At 69.2% G+C, this 16,597-nt stretch carries 13 protein-coding genes and 2 rRNA genes; 10 read left to right on the top strand and 5 right to left on the bottom strand.

What is annotated here, in order from left to right; all coding sequences use genetic code 11:
- Positions 1–58: 58 nt before the first annotated feature.
- Entirely contained in the window at positions 59–1,891 is a 1,833-nt protein-coding gene (locus tag ACIP4X_RS00075; RefSeq protein WP_401345845.1) for a streptophobe family protein, read from the bottom strand.
- Positions 1,892–2,134: 243 nt separating this feature from the next.
- Here ACIP4X_RS00075 and ACIP4X_RS00070 point away from each other — a divergent pair, with 243 nt between their 5' ends.
- Positions 2,135–4,660 (top strand): FHA domain-containing protein, encoded by a 2,526-nt coding sequence (locus ACIP4X_RS00070; RefSeq protein WP_391453788.1) that lies wholly within the window; start codon positions 2,135–2,137, stop codon positions 4,658–4,660.
- Positions 4,661–4,742: 82 nt separating this feature from the next.
- Here ACIP4X_RS00070 and ACIP4X_RS00065 read toward each other — a convergent pair whose 3' ends face one another.
- Positions 4,743–5,465 carry a transglycosylase SLT domain-containing protein gene (locus ACIP4X_RS00065; RefSeq protein ID WP_358737563.1) on the bottom strand — a complete coding sequence of 241 codons (723 nt, stop codon included), beginning with the start codon at positions 5,463–5,465 and terminating at the stop codon, positions 4,743–4,745.
- A 473-nt stretch (positions 5,466–5,938) separates the two neighbouring features.
- Here ACIP4X_RS00065 and ACIP4X_RS00060 point away from each other — a divergent pair, with 473 nt between their 5' ends.
- The 3 genes from ACIP4X_RS00060 (at position 5,939) to ACIP4X_RS00050 (ending at position 8,121) form a co-directional block, all read left to right on the top strand.
- Positions 5,939–7,084 carry a GAF domain-containing sensor histidine kinase gene (locus tag ACIP4X_RS00060; protein ID WP_358737561.1) on the top strand — a complete coding sequence of 382 codons (1,146 nt, stop codon included), beginning with the start codon at positions 5,939–5,941 and terminating at the stop codon, positions 7,082–7,084.
- Entirely contained in the window at positions 7,077–7,718 is a 642-nt protein-coding gene (locus ACIP4X_RS00055) for a response regulator transcription factor (protein WP_358737559.1), read from the top strand. The genes ACIP4X_RS00060 and ACIP4X_RS00055 overlap by 8 nt, the downstream gene beginning before the upstream one ends.
- A gap of 157 nt (positions 7,719–7,875) precedes the next feature.
- Complete coding sequence (locus ACIP4X_RS00050; protein WP_401345840.1) at positions 7,876–8,121, top strand: chaplin; 246 nt, start codon at positions 7,876–7,878, stop codon at positions 8,119–8,121.
- 113 nt (positions 8,122–8,234) lie between these two features.
- On the opposite strand, the gene ACIP4X_RS00045 is transcribed toward ACIP4X_RS00050, so the two are convergent.
- A complete protein-coding gene (locus ACIP4X_RS00045; protein WP_358737555.1) occupies positions 8,235–9,023 on the bottom strand; it encodes a hypothetical protein in 789 nt (262 codons plus the stop codon).
- Between the two features lie 155 nt (positions 9,024–9,178).
- Here ACIP4X_RS00045 and ACIP4X_RS00040 point away from each other — a divergent pair, with 155 nt between their 5' ends.
- The 3 genes from ACIP4X_RS00040 to ACIP4X_RS00030 all read left to right on the top strand — a co-directional run bounded on the left by ACIP4X_RS00040 (position 9,179) and on the right by ACIP4X_RS00030 (position 11,545).
- Positions 9,179–9,976: an ABC transporter ATP-binding protein gene (locus tag ACIP4X_RS00040; RefSeq protein WP_358737554.1), complete on the top strand. Its 798-nt coding sequence runs from the start codon at positions 9,179–9,181 to the stop codon at positions 9,974–9,976.
- Between the two features lie 51 nt (positions 9,977–10,027).
- Positions 10,028–10,459: an NfeD family protein gene (locus ACIP4X_RS00035; RefSeq protein WP_358737552.1), complete on the top strand. Its 432-nt coding sequence runs from the start codon at positions 10,028–10,030 to the stop codon at positions 10,457–10,459.
- Positions 10,460–10,600: 141 nt separating this feature from the next.
- Positions 10,601–11,545 (top strand): SPFH domain-containing protein, encoded by a 945-nt coding sequence (locus ACIP4X_RS00030; RefSeq protein WP_358737551.1) that lies wholly within the window; start codon positions 10,601–10,603, stop codon positions 11,543–11,545.
- An 87-nt stretch (positions 11,546–11,632) separates the two neighbouring features.
- Here the strand turns inward: ACIP4X_RS00030 and ACIP4X_RS00025 are convergent, their stop codons facing one another.
- Positions 11,633–12,139 (bottom strand): HNH endonuclease, encoded by a 507-nt coding sequence (locus ACIP4X_RS00025; protein ID WP_358737549.1) that lies wholly within the window; start codon positions 12,137–12,139, stop codon positions 11,633–11,635.
- Positions 12,140–12,302: 163 nt separating this feature from the next.
- Positions 12,303–12,842 carry a YbhB/YbcL family Raf kinase inhibitor-like protein gene (locus ACIP4X_RS00020; protein WP_358737548.1) on the bottom strand — a complete coding sequence of 180 codons (540 nt, stop codon included), beginning with the start codon at positions 12,840–12,842 and terminating at the stop codon, positions 12,303–12,305.
- A gap of 74 nt (positions 12,843–12,916) precedes the next feature.
- Here ACIP4X_RS00020 and ACIP4X_RS00015 point away from each other — a divergent pair, with 74 nt between their 5' ends.
- The 3 genes from ACIP4X_RS00015 to ACIP4X_RS00005 form a co-directional block, all read left to right on the top strand.
- Complete coding sequence (locus ACIP4X_RS00015; protein ID WP_401345835.1) at positions 12,917–13,567, top strand: DNA-3-methyladenine glycosylase; 651 nt, start codon at positions 12,917–12,919, stop codon at positions 13,565–13,567.
- 551 nt (positions 13,568–14,118) lie between these two features.
- A 16S ribosomal RNA gene (locus tag ACIP4X_RS00010) occupies positions 14,119–15,644 on the top strand.
- A gap of 308 nt (positions 15,645–15,952) precedes the next feature.
- Positions 15,953–16,597: ribosomal RNA gene (locus tag ACIP4X_RS00005) — 23S ribosomal RNA — on the top strand; the annotation flags it as partial.

Here is a 16,597-nt window from a genome sequence, read left to right as displayed (position 1 = left end):
ACAACAGATGTCCACGGGACGACGCCCCGGCTGCCACCCGCCACCAGCTGTCCGGCGGTCAGTCCTTCTTGGGAGGCCGGGGAGGCCTCGGAGGCAAGGGCGGCGGTCCGCCGTCCGGCGCCCCCGGTGCTCCCGGCGACCGCGCGGGCCGCGGAGGCCGCCCGGGCGGTCGCGGGGGAGGAGGGGGCTGGGGCTGCAGTGGACCGGCCACCGTCGGCGCCCCGTACATGTCGCGCCCCGAGGCGGCCGGCCGGGCCCGCCCACCGCTGCCCGGCGCGGTCGGGGGCTCGGTGTGGTCGGCCGGCCCCCGGTCGTCGGGCGGGTGGGTGCCCCGCGGGGCCCGCAGTTCGTCCGGCAGGCGCAAGTACGGGTTGGTGGACGGGTTCGGTGGGCGGTAGGGCGCGGCCGGGGAGTAGGGGGTGCCCCCGGCGGGCCCGGGCCGCACCTCGTGGCCCGGGTTCTCCACGGCTGTGGCCACTCCCGCCTCACCCCGTGCCAACGGTGCCGCGCGACTGCCGGCGGCTCCCGCCCCCGTCGCCAGCAGCGCGCCCACGGCGCCCGCGCCGGCTCCCCACACGGCGCCGAGCAGCAGGGCCGTTCCCGGGTGGCCGCGCAGTTCCACCCCGGCGCCGAACACGTCGAGTCCGAGGACGGACAAGGACGCGTCCACGGACACCTCCGTCAGCCACGCGAGCAACGGCAGCGTCAGCGCGGTGGCGATGCCCAGCCGCAGCGCGCACCGACCCGCGAAGCCGAGAGTGCCGTGGCGGCCCTGAGCCGCCCCCGTCGGTGTCCGTACCGCCGTCAGTACTCCCGCCAGCAGCATCGCCAGCGCCGCCGCGACGCCCAGCAGCCACACCCGGCCGTCCAGTCCGGCCAGCCGGGAGAGCGTGACCGGCTGGTCGGAGTGCGCGGTCAGCAGCCTGCCCAGGGGGTCCGGCAGGACCCCGGCCAGTCCGCCCGTCGCCGTGCCGTCCCAGGGGACGAAGAGACCGATCGGGAGGCCGAGCCAGACCCCGTTGGGGGTGCCGAGCAGAGCCGCGCCCGCGACGCGCCGCGGATGGTCGTCGCCGACCGCCGCGTACGCGGCCGCCGCGAGTCCCGCCGCCGCGGCGGCCATCAGCACCGTGACGAGCGCCGACACGGCCGGCCGCACCACCCGGTGCACGGCCTCCCAGCCGGGCGGCAGCGGCGTGCGGCGCGAGGCGAGCAGCGCGATCAGCAGGACCCCGGCCGACCAGCCGAGCCCGCCCAGCAGGGTCGGCGCCGTGTCGACGGTGAAGCCGACCGCCGCCTTGGCGCCGATGAGCCCGCCGACGCGGTCGGGCAGGTGCCCGCCGATGTCCCCCAGGTCACCGAGCCCGGGAATGCTCAGGCCACCGGATCCCGCGCCGCCCGCCGCCCCGCCGAGCCCGAGCGCACCCGCGTCGACGTCGACGACGTCGTGCCCCGCCCAGGCGAGCCCACCCAGCACCGCCACGAACAGCGTCACCACCGCGCCCGCCCGGGCCAGGAGTTCGGCCGGCGTGATCACAACTCCCGCTGCGCGCAAGGACCGCAGGAAGAACCACGACAGCAGCAGCGCACCGACCAGGCTCACCCCGAGTGGCGTGATCTGGAGGGCGGTGTGCGCCTCGGCGCCTTTCAGGCCGAACGCGGACACTTCGCCGGACGGCGTGACCGAACCACCCGCCCCAAGTGCCACCACGGCGACGGTCATCGGCCCCAGCGAGCCCGCCGCGTCGGCCCGCAGCAGATGCAGACCGAGCGCGGCCGTGCCCGCCATGCCGGTCAACGCCCAGCTCACGGAGGCGATCGCGGACAGCAGCACGTCGAGCCACGGCAGGCGCGCACCGTGCCTCATGGTTCCGGCGTCCGTGACAGCGCTCATGGCAGACCCCCCGATCCGCGGCGCGGCCCGGCCGCCGCGCATGTCCCCCCTCGCGTGAAATACCACTCTGCGGCCGGGTTTCAACCCCGGCGGCGAAAAGGCGGCCGAAGCGGACGTAGACACTCTTCACAAGGCCCGGCTTTCGGTCAGTGGGCTGAGCCTGAAATAGTTCCCCCCGATGTTCGACATCCCTAGACTCCCCGCGACGGGGGTAACTCGGGGGACAACTCAGTGGGGCTTGGAGTGCCGGAACTCGTACTGGAAACCAATGGACGGACCTGGACGCTCGACCCGTCCAGGTCCTACGCCCTGGGACGCGATCCACAGGGGGACATCGTGTTCGACGACGCCAGGGTCTCCTGGCGTCACGCCACGGTCAGCTACAACGGCCGCAGTTGGGTCATCGAGGACCACGGCAGCACCAACGGCACGTTCGCGCAGGGCCGTCGGGTCAACCAGCTGGAGCTCGGACCCGGTTCGGCCGTGCATCTCGGGAACGCGACCGACGGTCCCGTCCTGAGCCTCGTCGGCGCCGCGGCCCCGGCTGCGAGCCCGCAGGCCCAGCCGCAGCAGCAGCCGTACGCGGCCCAGGGCGCGAACCCCGGCTGGGCGCAACAGCAGGAACCGCAGCCGCAGCCACCGCGGGCCGACTGGCAGCAGCCGCAGCAGGGCCCGCAGACGCCGTCGATCCCGCAGCAGCAGGGCGGCCCCGGCAGTGGCGCGGGGGCGCCGCCGGCTTACGGCGACCGCAGCCCGACGACCTTCTACCAGTTCTCGCTCGGCCGTGTGATGCGCATCGGCCGTGCCCTGGAGAACGACCTGGTCGTCTCCGACCTCCAGGTCTCCCGCAACCACGCGGAGTTCCACGCCACACCCGACGGCCGCTTCGAGATCCGCGACCTCGGCTCGCACAACGGCACGTACGTCAACGGCCACCCGGTGCCCAAGGGCGGCACGGTGCAGCTCGGCCCGACGGACATCGTCGGCGTCGGTCACTCGGCGTTCCGGATCGTCGGCGACCGGCTCGAGGAGTTCGTCGACACCGGTGAGGTGTCCTTCTCCGCCCGCCACCTGACCGTGACGGTCGACGGCGGCAAGCAGATCCTGCGGGACGTCTCCTTCGGCCTCCCGGAGAAGTCGCTGGTCGGAGTGATCGGCCCGTCCGGTTCCGGCAAGTCGACCCTGCTGAAGGCGCTCACCGGCTACCGGCCCGCCGACCAGGGCGAGGTCCTCTACGACCACCGCAACCTCTACAAGCAGTTCGCCGAGCTGCGCCAGCGCATCGGCCTGGTTCCGCAGGACGACATCCTGCACAAGGAACTGGCCGTGAAGAAGGCCCTGAAGTACGCGGCCAAGCTGCGCTTCCCGGCCGACACCACGGCGGCCGAGCGCGAGGCCCGCATAGACGAGGTGCTGCGCGAGCTGAAGCTGGACGTCCACAAGGACAAGAAGGTCACCTCCCTGTCCGGCGGCCAGCGCAAGCGCGTCTCGGTGGCGCTGGAGCTGCTCACCAAGCCGTCGCTGATCTTCCTGGACGAGCCGACCTCCGGTCTCGACCCGGGCATGGACCGCGACGTCATGCAGCTGTTGCGAGGCCTGGCGGACGACGGCCGCACGGTCCTCGTCGTCACCCACTCGGTGGCCGAGCTGGCCCTGTGCGACAAGCTGCTGGTGATGGCGCCGGGCGGCGCCGTGGCCTACTTCGGCCCGCCGGAGGAGGCGCTGAACTTCTTCGGCTACGACACCTGGGCCGATGTGTTCTCCGCCTTCGAGAACTACCGCGACTACGACTGGGCCGGCCGCTGGAAGGGCTCGCAGCACTACCAGATGTACGCCGCGGACATCGACGCCGTCGAGCCGCAGGCCGTACAGATGCCCCCGCCGGCCATCAAGCCGCCCAAGCCGCAGGGCTGGGGCTCGCAGCTGATGACCCTGATCCGGCGGTACGCGTCGGTGATCGCCTCCGACAAGGGCTTCCTGGCGCTGTCGGTGATCCTGCCGGCGGTGCTCGGCGCGGTCAGCCTGCTCATCGACCACAACCGCGGGCTGCTGGTCAACGAGCAGATCAACCGGACGACGGGGCTGCACGTCCCGAACGGCACGGCGACCACGGTGCTGCTGATCCTCGCGGTCGGCGCCTGTTTCGCGGGCGCCGCGAACTCCGTCCGCGAGCTGATCAAGGAACGGGTCATCTACGAGCGGGAACGCGCCACCGGCCTGTCCCGCTCGGCGTACCTGATGTCGAAGGTGATCGTGCTCGGCGTGGTCACCGTGATCCAGGGACTGATGGTCGGACTGATCGGCTTCTCCAGCCGCGAGATCCCCGAAAAGGGCCTGATCCTGGGCAGCGCCACGCTGTTCGAGCTGTGCCTGCCGATCATGGCGCTCGGCTTCACCGCGATGATGTTCGGCCTGGTCATCTCCTCGCTGGTGAAGACCGCCGAGAAGACCATGCCGCTGCTGGTGATGTTCGCCATCGTCCAGGTCGTGTTCACCGGCTGCCTGTTCACGCTGAACGGCACCGTCGGCGTCAACGAGTTCTCGTACCTGATGCCGTCGCGCTGGGCGGTGGCCGCCGCCGGTACCACGCTGGACTTCAACAACATCGCCCCGAACACCGACGACCCGACCAGCACCGACCCGCTGTGGAACCACACCGCCTCCGCCTGGAGCCTCGACATGGTCATGCTGATCGTGCTCGGCGTCGTGTGCGGCTTCCTGGTGGCGCGCTTCCTGCGCCGCCACGAGCCGGAGGTCATGCGCAAGTAACCGCGCCGCGGCACGGCACGAAGGGCGGCACCCCGCAACGGGGTGCCGCCCTTCCGCGTCTCGTCAGAGGTCCGCGCCGGCCTCAGTACGCGCTGTTGACGTTGTCCATCGAGCCGTACCGGTGCGCCGCGTAGTTGGCGGCGGCGGTGATGTTGGCGACCGGGTCGTAGATGTTCCACGACGTGCCGGGGACGTGGTACGCGCGGAAGGTCGGGTCGATGACCTGCAGCAGGCCCTTGGAGGGGATGCCGTTGCGGGCGTTGATGTCCCAGTTGTTGATGGCGTTCGGGTTGCCCGAGGACTCCCGCATGATGTTGCGGTGCAGGCCGCTGTAGGAGCCGGGGATGTTGTGCTGCTTCATGACGGCGAGCGCCTGACGGATCCAGCCGTCCAGGTTGTTGCCGTAGTGGGTGGAGTAGGCGACCGTCTGCATCTGCGGGCGCTGGGCGGACCGGCTCGCGGCCTGCTTGGCCTGGTGCGCGGCCTTGACCTTCTGGGCGGCCGCGGTCTTGTGCAGGGCGGCGGTCCGAACCTGCTGCGTCACGGCGGCCTGCTTCTTGGCCGCTATGGCCTGGACCTTCACGCTCTCGCCCGCGAGCTGGTCGGTGACGCTGGCCTTCACGCCCTGGATCGGCTGGGTGCCGAGCTGCACCACCGGGGCGGCGGCGACGCTGCTCGTCGTCTCGGCGTGGCCGGGCGCGGCCGAGAAGGCGACGGCGGCCGCTCCGAGGACGGCGACGCCGGCGACGGCGATCTTGCGGGGCTGGGCCAGGGCACGACTGGGAAGACGGAAGTTTGCGGGCATGGCGAAATAGACCTCTTCGAGTAGCGCGGAGGTCGCTCTCCGGACTGCGGGAGGGGGTCCGTCCCACACAAACGCCGCGAGCGGAAACCCGCGGCGTTGAGCGACGAGAGCAATTCTTAGCTGCCGCAAAATCCGGTGGCAAAGGTGTGACGTACGAAGCCGGATAGTGGAGCGGAACGGACAAAACGGGACAGAGTAGAGCGTCTGTGCCGTTCGTGACGGGACCCTCTGTCTCCTATGTCCGTTCGTACGTGACCTGCGTCCTATGGGTGCCCTCACATCGGGGCAGAGGTTTTCTCACCCCTCGTTGCCGATGCAACGCGCTCGGTGAGCGGATTCCCGGCGACCCGACAGGGTGCGCGCCCGCGTCCGGGGACCGTCCCGAACCGGTCGCCGGACCTAGGTCCAGCGGCCCGGGTACGGCCGTCGCGGGGCCGATCCGGACCGCCACCCCCCGCCGGTACCGTGAGGACATGAGTCAAGGCCCCAGGTCAGGCCTCGCCGCGGTGAGTTCCGCGCTGCTGGCCATGAGCAGGCACCTCGAGGTGCGCGACGTCCTGAAGACGATCGTCGCCTCGGCCCGCGAACTGCTCGACGCGCGGTACGCCGCCCTCGGCGTACCCGACGACCACGGCGGCTTCGCCCAGTTCGTGGTCGACGGGATCAGCGAGGACCAGTGGCGCGCCATCGGCCCGCTCCCGCGCCAGCACGGCATCCTCGCCGCGATGCTGAGCGAGGCCCGGGTGGAACGCCTCGCGGACCTGCGCGAGGACCCGCGCTTCGAGGGCTGGCCCGCCGCCCATCCCGAGATGACCGACTTCCTGGGCCTGCCGATCCGCGACGGCGACGAGGTCATCGGCGCCCTGTTCCTGGCGAACAAGAACCGCGTGAGGCACGAGGGCGGCTGCGGCTTCACCGAGGAGGACGAGGAACTGCTCTCGATCCTCGCCCAGCACGCCGCGATCGCCCTCACCAACGCCCGGCTCTACGAACGCAGCCGCGAACTGACCATCGCCGAGGAGCGCTCCCGCCTCGCCCACGAACTGCACGACGCGGTCAGCCAGAAACTCTTCTCCCTGCGCCTGACCGCCCAGGCCGCCACCGCCCTCGTCGACCGCGACCCGGCACGCGCCAAGGGCGAACTGCAGCAGGTGGCCGCGCTCGCCGCCGAGGCCGTCGACGAACTGCGCGCCGCCGTCGTGGAGCTGCGCCCCGCCGCCCTCGACGAGGATGGCCTGGTCGCCACCCTCCGCACCCAGATCCAGGTCCTCGACCGCGCCCACAGCGCGCGCGTCACCTTCACCGCCCGCGGTATCCGCGCCCTGCCGGCCGCGCAGGAGGAGGCCGTGCTCCGCGTCGCCCAGGAAGCCCTGCACAACGCCCTGCGCCACGCGCGGGCGGACCATGTCGACGTCACCCTGGACCGCCGCGGCGGCGGCGCCGTCCTGCGGATCACCGACGACGGCACCGGCTTCGACCCGAAGGCGGTGCGCCGCGCGGGCCGTCACCTCGGCCTGGTCTCCATGCGGGACAGGGCGAGCGGCGCCGGCGGACGGCTGACGGTGGAATCGGTGCCCGGCAAGGGCACCGCGATCGAGATGGAGGTCCCCGGTGGCTGACCCGATCAAGGTGCTCCTCGTCGACGACCACCAGGTGGTCCGCCGGGGCCTGCGCACCTTCCTGGAAGTACAGGACGACATCGAGGTCGTGGGCGAGGCGGCGGACGGCGCCGAGGGAGTCGCCCGCGCCGAGGAGCTGAGGCCCGACGTCGTCCTCATGGACGTCAAGATGCCCGTCATGGACGGGGTCGAGGCGCTGCGCCGGCTCCGCGAGCTCGGCAACCCCGCGCGCGTGCTGATCGTCACCAGCTTCACCGAGCAGCGCACGGTGGTCCCGGCACTGCGCGCGGGCGCCGCCGGGTACGTCTACAAGGACGTCGACCCCGACGCGCTCGCCGGCGCCATCCGCTCGGTGCACGCCGGGCACATCCTCCTCCAACCGGAGGTCGCGGGCGCCCTGTTGTCCCAGGAGGAGGGCAACTCCGGCCAGAGCCGGGGGACATCGCTGACCGAGCGGGAGCGGGAGGTGCTCGGCCTGATAGCCGACGGCCGCTCGAACCGCGAGATCGCCCGGGCCCTGGTGCTCTCCGAGAAGACCGTCAAGACCCATGTGTCGAACATCCTGATGAAGCTCGACCTGGCGGACCGCACCCAGGCCGCGCTGTGGGCCGTACGCCACGGCCTGAGCGGGTGATCCCGCCCGCACGCGGCAATCCGGAGTGTCCCGCTCCGGACTGAGATTCATACCGTCGTGGGAATGTCCCCCGGATGGCGCAACCTCCGCGCGGCCCGGCCGTTCTCCAGTGCGTACCGCGGCGCCTGCCGCGGCGATCACCAGGAGGGGTCAGAAAGTGAAGAACCTGAAGAAGGCAGCGGCCGTGACGATGGTGGCCGGGGGGCTCGTGGCCGCCGGTGCGTCGATGGCCTCCGCCACCGACGGCGCCTGGGCCGGCGGCGCCGCCAAGGGCTCCCCGGGCGTCGTCTCGGGCAACGTCGTCCAGGCCCCGGTCCACATCCCGGTCAACGCCGTCGGCAACAGCGTGAACGTCATCGGCCTGCTGAACCCCGCCTTCGGCGACCTCGGCCTCAACCGCTGAGCCCGCTGCGCCCGGTGAGGCCCTGAGCCCACCACGACCGACGGCCTCCCGGCTCCCCCCGGGAGGCCGTTTCGCGGTCCACGGGCAGCCTGGACGCCGGTCGCGGCCGTTCGTCAGCGCGCCCTTTTCTCCCGCTCCTCGATCACCGAGTTGTACGCCGCCACCTGCGCCCGCCGAGCCGTCCGCTCCACCGGCCGCAGCGCGTCCCACCGCGCCGCCATCTCGGATGCGCTCACCGCGCCCCCGTGCCCGTTCCCGTGCGCCAGCGAGACCAGCAGCGCCACCCGCCGCGCCAGCTCCAGCACCCGCACCGCCCGCGGCGGATACCCCGGTGCCAGAACCTCCTGCCCCCGTTCGGCCCGCGCCCGGTACGCGTCGATCGCCGCCTCCGCCACCGGGCCCGATCCGGCCACGTCCAGCCGCGACAGCACCGACGTCGCCTCCCGCAGCGCCTCCGCCAGCTCCCGCTCGGCCTCGCCCAGCGACGGCACGTCGGCCGGCGGTGCCTCCCGCGCCGGCAGCACGTGCCACAGCACCTCGGCGTGCACATCGCCCTCCGGCCCGGCCTCGCGCACCTCGGGCACCAGCCCGAAGGCGGCCCCGTGGCAGAGCACCGCCTCCCCGGCCTCCAGCGCCCGCGCGTTGAACTCCGGCGGCCCGCTCAGCCCCAGCGGATGCCCCGGCGCGGGCAGCGCCACCCGCAGCGCGCCCACCCCGAGCCCGCGCAGCCGCCCCAGCGCCAGCGTGAGCCGGACCGGGCCCGCCTCCCCGGGCAGCCCCTCCACCCGGTGGACGGCGTCGTCCCCGACGATCGCGAGCACGGCGTCGTCCGGAGAGACATATCCGGACAAGAGGGAGTTTCCCCAAGCGGCAAGGCGTCCAGAGCGCGGTTCCGAGAGCATGCCTCCACCCTAAGGACCGGACCGATGGAACGGCTTGCCCGGCTCGTGGCGTAGATTCGGTGAGGGCTGCGTGCGCCCACCGGCGCGGCGGACCCAGCCACAGGCGTACGCGATGCCGAGACCGGCGGCACACTGCAAGGGGAGACAACGCGCTCATGAGCGATGTTCTGGAGCTTCAGGACGTATCCGTGGTCCGTGAGGGCCGGGCTCTCGTGGACCAGGTCTCCTGGTCGGTCAAGGAGGGTGAACGCTGGGTCATCCTCGGCCCCAACGGCGCCGGCAAGACCACCCTGCTCAACGTCGCCTCCACCTACCTCTTCCCCAGCAGCGGCACCGCCACCGTCCTCGGCGAGACCCTCGGGAGGCCCGGGACCGACGTCTTCGAGCTGCGCCCCCGCGTCGGCGTCGCCGGCATCGCCCTCGCCGAGAAGCTCCCCAAGGGCCAGACCGTCCTCCAGACCGTCCTGACCGCCGCGTACGGCATGACGGCCGGCTGGCAGGAGGAGTACGAGGACATCGACGAGCAGCGCGCCCGCGCCTTCCTCGACCGCCTCGGCATGAGTGACTACCTGGACCGCAGGTTCGGCACCCTCTCCGAGGGCGAGCGCAAGCGCACCCTGATCGCCCGCGCCCTGATGACCGACCCCGAGCTGCTCCTGCTCGACGAGCCCGCCGCCGGTCTCGACCTCGGCGGCCGCGAGGACCTGGTCCGCCGTCTCGGCCGGCTCGCCCGCGACCCGATCGCCCCTTCGATGATCATGGTCACCCACCATGTCGAGGAGATCGCCCCCGGCTTCACCCACGTCCTGATGATCCGCCAGGGCAAGGTCCTCGCCGCCGGACCGCTGGAACTCGAACTCACCTCCCGCAACCTGTCCCTGTGCTTCGGCCTCCCGCTCGTCGTCGAACAGGCCGGTGACCGCTGGACCGCCAAGGGACTTCCGCTGTCCTGAACACCGCTCCGCACCCTGTCCGCCGTCGGCGCCCCGGCCTAACATGACCATGTGGACAACATCGACGCATGGGTGTGGTGGCTGGTCGGCGCGGCGGCGCTCGGAATCCCGCTCGTGGTCACCGCGATGCCGGAGTTCGGCATGTTCGCGGTGGGCGCGGTCGTGGCCGCGGTCGTCGCGGGCTTCGGCTTCGGCGTCGTCGTCCAGGTGCTCACCTTCGTCGTCGTCTCGGTCGCGCTGATCGCCGTGGTCCGGCCCATCGCCGCCAGGCACCGCCAACAGCGGCCCGAACTGGCCACGGGGGTGGACGCGTTGAAGGGCAAGCAGGCCGTCGTCCTGGAACGCGTCGACGGCTCCGGCGGCCGTATCAAGCTCGCCGGGGAGATCTGGTCGGCACGCGCGCTGGACACCGACCACGCCTACGAGGTCGGCGAACAGGTCGACGTCGTGGACATCGAGGGCGCCACCGCCGTCGTCATGTGACCCCGCACCGAAGGCGACAACGCAAGTGGACCGAACAGGCCACGAGTTGGGCCACGGTCTGTCAGACTCGACCAGCAAGATCTTCAACAGCCGCAAGATCTTCCGAAAGAGCCGAGGCGGAGAAGGGTACGGGCAGCAACGATGGCACCGGTCATCATCGTCCTGATCATCCTGGTGGTGTTGGTCTTCATCGCCCTGATCAAGACGATCCAGGTCATCCCACAGGCGAGCGCCGCCATCGTCGAGCGCTTCGGCCGTTACACACGGACACTGAACGCGGGCCTCAACATCGTCGTCCCGTTCATCGACACCATCCGCAACCGCATCGACCTGCGTGAACAGGTCGTCCCGTTCCCGCCGCAGCCGGTGATCACCCAGGACAACCTGGTCGTGAACATCGACACCGTCATCTACTACCAGGTGACCGACGCCCGGGCCGCCACCTACGAGGTCGCCAGCTACATCCAGGCCATCGAGCAGCTCACCGTCACCACCCTGCGCAACATCATCGGCGGCATGGACCTGGAGCGCACCCTGACCTCCCGCGAGGAGATCAACGCGGCCCTGCGCGGCGTCCTCGACGAGGCCACAGGCAAGTGGGGCATCCGCGTCAACCGCGTCGAGCTCAAGGCCATCGAACCGCCCACCTCCATCCAGGATTCGATGGAGAAGCAGATGCGCGCCGACCGCGACAAGCGCGCCGCGATCCTCCAGGCCGAAGGTGTCCGGCAGTCGGAGATCCTGCGCGCCGAGGGTGAGAAGCAGTCCGCGATCCTGCGCGCCGAGGGTGAGGCCAAGGCCGCCGCCCTGCGCGCCGAGGGCGAGGCCCAGGCCATCCGTACGGTCTTCGAGTCCATCCACGCCGGAGACCCCGACCAGAAGCTGCTCTCCTACCAGTACCTCCAGATGCTGCCGAAGATCGCCGAAGGCGACGCCAACAAGCTCTGGATCGTGCCCAGCGAGATCGGCGACGCCCTCAAGGGCCTGTCCGGAGCCATCGGCGGCTTCGGCTCCCTGGGCGGCGCTCCGGGCGGCGGCAACGCGCCCGCGGCCACCGAGCGCCGCGAAAAGCCGTCCATCGACTGACCCGCCCGGTCCGGCACGGCAGTTCCGACACGGCAGTGGGGCCCGCCCTCGTGAGAAACCACGAGGGCGGGCCCCACTGCCGTCCGGCTAGGCCGCCGACCGGGCCAGCCAGGAGGGAAGCGCCTCGAACTCCTCCTGCCCCAGGGCCAGAAGCATCGCGTCCGCGGGGGTCGGCTCGAACGGCTCCCGCAGCAACGGCATACCCGCCTGCTCCGGAGTCCGGTCCGCCTTGCGGTGGTTGTCCTCGGCGCACGAGGCCACCGTGTTCAGCCAGGTGTCCTGCCCGCCCCGCGAGCGCGGCACCACGTGGTCCACGGTCGTCGCCCGCCGCCCGCAGTACGCGCACCGGTGCCGGTCACGTATCAGCACGCCCCGTCTCGACCACGGAGCCTGTCTTCGGAACGGCACCCGCACATACCGGCACAGCCGGATCACCCGGGGCGCGGGGATGTCGACCTGCGCGCCGCGCAGCCGCAGCTCCGGATGGGCCTGCTCGACTACGGCCTTCGACTGGAGCACCAGCACGACAGCCCGGTTCAGCGTCACCGTCGACAGTGGCTCGAAGCTCGCGTTCAGCACCAGCGTGTCCCGCATCCCAGCCCACCTCCCAAGAGCGCCGGCCCACCCCCTGGCGGGCTGGATCAACTCTGGCCGGGCGCGCCGGGATGGACAACGCAATAAAAATGCCCGCTCCCGGCCACGTTCAGACCGGAAGCGGGCAAACGTTCAGTGAACGCCGGCCTGCGCGCCGCGCGGCTCAGCCCTCGGCGGGGTTCTCGTACTCACCGATGAGCTGGGCGCGCGCCAGCGTGTGGAAGCGCAGATTGAAGCCCACCACCGCGGGCGAGGCGTCCGAGTCCGGACCGAGCTTGTCCTGGTCCACCGCGTACACCGTGAACACGTACCGGTGCGGTCCGTCCCCGGGCGGCGGCGCGGCACCGCCGAAGTCCTTCGTGCCGTAGTCGTTGCGCGCGTGCGTCGCGCCCTCGGGCAGCCCCTCGAACGTGCCGCCGCCCGCACCGGCCGGCAGCTCCGTCACCGAGGCCGGGATGTCGAACAGCACCCAGTGCCAGAACCCGCTGCCCGTCGGGGCGTCCGGGTCGTAGCAGGTCACGGCGAAACTCTTCGTCTCCGGAGGGAAACCCGCCCAGCGCAGCTGCGGGGAGGTGTTCCCGCCCGCGTGGACCTGAGCGTCCCCGAGCGTCGCGCCCTCCCGGACGTCGTCGCTCGTGACCGTGAAGGACGGCACGGGCGGATGGAAGTCGTGGGGGAGCGGCCGCCGCTTGTGCTCGGTCACCTCGGTACCTCCTGATCGGTTCCTGGATGATTCCCGATCAATGATCCCACCTGCCTCGACTACGCTCGTGAGCCGTGATCGCGCCCACGGACCGCACTCCGCTGCCCAGAAAGTTCTTCGACCGCCCCGTAGTGGAGGTCGCCCCCGACCTCCTGGGCCGCGTCCTGGTGCGCACGACCCCCGACGGTCCGATCGCCCTGCGCCTGACGGAGGTCGAGGCCTACGACGGCCCGAACGACCCGGGCTCCCACGCCTACCGCGGCCGCACGGCCCGCAACGCCGTGATGTTCGGTCCCCCCGGCCATGTCTACGTCTACTTCACCTATGGCATGTGGAACTGCATGAACCTGGTGTGCGGACCCGAGGGCAGGGCTAGCGGAGTCCTGCTCCGCGCAGGCGAGATCGTCGAGGGCGCAGAGCTGGCCCGCGCCCGCCGCCTCTCGGCCCGCAACGACAAGGAACTGGCCAAGGGCCCGGCCCGGCTGGCCACGGCCCTGGGCGTGGACCGGACCCTCGACGGCACCGACGCCTGTGCCACCGGCGACACCCCCATACGGATGCTGACCGGTACGCCCGTCCCCTCCGACCAGGTACGCAACGGCCCCCGCACCGGAGTGGCCGGCGAGGGCGGCAACGGCGACGTCCACCCGTGGCGCTTCTGGGTCGCGGACGACCCGACGGTGAGCCCGTACCGGGCCCACGCGCCCAGGCGCCGTCGAAGCTGACGACGGAAGTTGACTCGTCCGCGCAAGGTGCGTAACGTAGCCCAAGCCGCTGAACCGGGTACGGCGATCGCCTGCAGCCGGAGCGGCCAACCCACTACCTACCGAGAACCCCTTCAACGGGGTCGTCTTCGGTGCGCCCGCGTACCCGAATTCGAACTCGCGGGACTCGATTATGAGTCACCAGGGAAATCGGCTAGCGTAGTGAATGTCGAAAGGCCGACGGGCAGAAGCCCGAAAACCCAAGACGAACCCCGCTGACTGGGGGTCAGGCCGAGAAAAGGATCTGATAGAGTCGGAAACACCGAAGGGAAGCGCCCGGAGGAAAGCCCGAGAGGGTGAGTACAAAGGAAGCGTCCGTTCCTTGAGAACTCAACAGCGTGCCAAAAATCAACGCCAGATATGTTGATACCCCGTCTCCAGCATCAGCTGGGACGAGGTTCCTTTGAAAAAACACAGCGAGGACGCTGTGAACCGAGGGGACTATTCCTCCCCTCTGGTTCCGCTCTCGTGATGTGTGCACCGGCAGTATTAATTTACTGGCCGAGTAAACATTCACGGAGAGTTTGATCCTGGCTCAGGACGAACGCTGGCGGCGTGCTTAACACATGCAAGTCGAACGATGAACCACTTCGGTGGGGATTAGTGGCGAACGGGTGAGTAACACGTGGGCAATCTGCCCTTCACTCTGGGACAAGCCCTGGAAACGGGGTCTAATACCGGATATCACTCCTGCAGGCATCTGCGGGAGTCGAAAGCTCCGGCGGTGAAGGATGAGCCCGCGGCCTATCAGCTTGTTGGTGAGGTAATGGCTCACCAAGGCGACGACGGGTAGCCGGCCTGAGAGGGCGACCGGCCACACTGGGACTGAGACACGGCCCAGACTCCTACGGGAGGCAGCAGTGGGGAATATTGCACAATGGGCGAAAGCCTGATGCAGCGACGCCGCGTGAGGGATGACGGCCTTCGGGTTGTAAACCTCTTTCAGCAGGGAAGAAGCGAAAGTGACGGTACCTGCAGAAGAAGCGCCGGCTAACTACGTGCCAGCAGCCGCGGTAATACGTAGGGCGCAAGCGTTGTCCGGAATTATTGGGCGTAAAGAGCTCGTAGGCGGCTTGTCACGTCGGGTGTGAAAGCCCGGGGCTTAACCCCGGGTCTGCATTCGATACGGGCTAGCTAGAGTGTGGTAGGGGAGATCGGAATTCCTGGTGTAGCGGTGAAATGCGCAGATATCAGGAGGAACACCGGTGGCGAAGGCGGATCTCTGGGCCATTACTGACGCTGAGGAGCGAAAGCGTGGGGAGCGAACAGGATTAGATACCCTGGTAGTCCACGCCGTAAACGGTGGGAACTAGGTGTTGGCGACATTCCACGTCGTCGGTGCCGCAGCTAACGCATTAAGTTCCCCGCCTGGGGAGTACGGCCGCAAGGCTAAAACTCAAAGGAATTGACGGGGGCCCGCACAAGCAGCGGAGCATGTGGCTTAATTCGACGCAACGCGAAGAACCTTACCAAGGCTTGACATACACCGGAAAGCATTAGAGATAGTGCCCCCCTTGTGGTCGGTGTACAGGTGGTGCATGGCTGTCGTCAGCTCGTGTCGTGAGATGTTGGGTTAAGTCCCGCAACGAGCGCAACCCTTGTTCTGTGTTGCCAGCATGCCCTTCGGGGTGATGGGGACTCACAGGAGACCGCCGGGGTCAACTCGGAGGAAGGTGGGGACGACGTCAAGTCATCATGCCCCTTATGTCTTGGGCTGCACACGTGCTACAATGGCCGGTACAATGAGCTGCGATACCGTGAGGTGGAGCGAATCTCAAAAAGCCGGTCTCAGTTCGGATTGGGGTCTGCAACTCGACCCCATGAAGTCGGAGTTGCTAGTAATCGCAGATCAGCATTGCTGCGGTGAATACGTTCCCGGGCCTTGTACACACCGCCCGTCACGTCACGAAAGTCGGTAACACCCGAAGCCGGTGGCCCAACCCCTTGTGGGAGGGAGCTGTCGAAGGTGGGACTGGCGATTGGGACGAAGTCGTAACAAGGTAGCCGTACCGGAAGGTGCGGCTGGATCACCTCCTTTCTAAGGAGCACTTCTAGGCCGCTACGCGGTCCAGGGGCCAGTACATCAGCGAATGTCTGATGCTGGTTGCTCATGGGTGGAACGTTGATTATTCGGCACACTTGACTGTCTTCTCCTTCCAGTACTGCTCTTCGGGGCGTGGAACGAATGAGGGAAGCGGCGAGGGTGTCGGGCACGCTGTTGGGTGTCTGAGGGTATGGGCGAGAGCCTGTTCCTTCGTTGCCGGCCCCGGTAAAGATTCGTTTCGGCGGGTTGTGACGGGTGGTTGGTCGTTGTTTGAGAACTGCACAGTGGACGCGAGCATCTGTGGCCAAGTTTTTAAGGGCGCACGGTGGATGCCTTGGCACCAGGAACCGATGAAGGACGTGGGAGGCCACGATAGTCCCCGGGGAGTCGTCAACCAGGCTTTGATCCGGGGGTTTCCGAATGGGGAAACCCGGCAGTCGTCATGGGCTGTCACCCTTGCCTGAACACATAGGGCAAGTGGAGGGAACGCGGGGAAGTGAAACATCTCAGTACCCGCAGGAAGAGAAAACAACCGTGATTCCGGGAGTAGTGGCGAGCGAAACTGGATGAGGCTAAACCTACGACGTGTGAGACCCGGCAGGGGTTGCGTCGTGGGGGTTGTGGGATCTCTCTTCCACGGTCTGCCGGCCGTGGGACGAGTCAGAAACCGTTGATGTAGACGAAGGACATGCGAAAGGTCCGGCGTAGAGGGTAAGACCCCCGTAGTCGAAACGTCAGCGGCTCGTTTGAGAGACACCCAAGTAGCACGGGGCCCGAGAAATCCCGTGTGAATCTGGCGGGACCACCCGCTAAGCCTAAATATTCCCTGGTGACCGATAGCGGATAGTACCGTGAGGGAATGGTGAAAAGTACCCCGGGAGGGGAGTGAAATAGTACCTGAAACCGTGTGCCTACAAGCCGTGGGAGCGTCGGATGCAGCTTGCTGC

The sequence above is a fragment of the Streptomyces sp. NPDC088817 genome (assembly GCF_044750345.1).
In the GTDB taxonomy this organism is placed as follows: domain Bacteria; phylum Actinomycetota; class Actinomycetes; order Streptomycetales; family Streptomycetaceae; genus Streptomyces.
The sequence above is the reverse complement of the archived record's forward strand: the minus strand, read 5'-3'. Positions and strand labels throughout refer to the sequence as shown.

What these genes read in the sequence shown, in the direction of transcription:
- ACIP4X_RS00030 (WP_358737551.1), top strand. Translation starts at nt 10,601, where the DNA reads ATGGCACCGGTCATCATCGTCCTGATCATCCTGGTGGTGTTGGTCTTC.
- ACIP4X_RS00025 (WP_358737549.1), bottom strand. Translation starts at nt 12,139, where the DNA reads ATGCGGGACACGCTGGTGCTGAACGCGAGCTTCGAGCCACTGTCGACG.
- ACIP4X_RS00065 (WP_358737563.1), bottom strand. Translation starts at nt 5,465, where the DNA reads ATGCCCGCAAACTTCCGTCTTCCCAGTCGTGCCCTGGCCCAGCCCCGC.
- ACIP4X_RS00075 (WP_401345845.1), bottom strand. Translation starts at nt 1,891, where the DNA reads ATGAGCGCTGTCACGGACGCCGGAACCATGAGGCACGGTGCGCGCCTG.
- ACIP4X_RS00045 (WP_358737555.1), bottom strand. Translation starts at nt 9,023, where the DNA reads ATGCTCTCGGAACCGCGCTCTGGACGCCTTGCCGCTTGGGGAAACTCC.
- ACIP4X_RS00040 (WP_358737554.1), top strand. Translation starts at nt 9,179, where the DNA reads ATGAGCGATGTTCTGGAGCTTCAGGACGTATCCGTGGTCCGTGAGGGC.
- ACIP4X_RS00060 (WP_358737561.1), top strand. Translation starts at nt 5,939, where the DNA reads ATGAGTCAAGGCCCCAGGTCAGGCCTCGCCGCGGTGAGTTCCGCGCTG.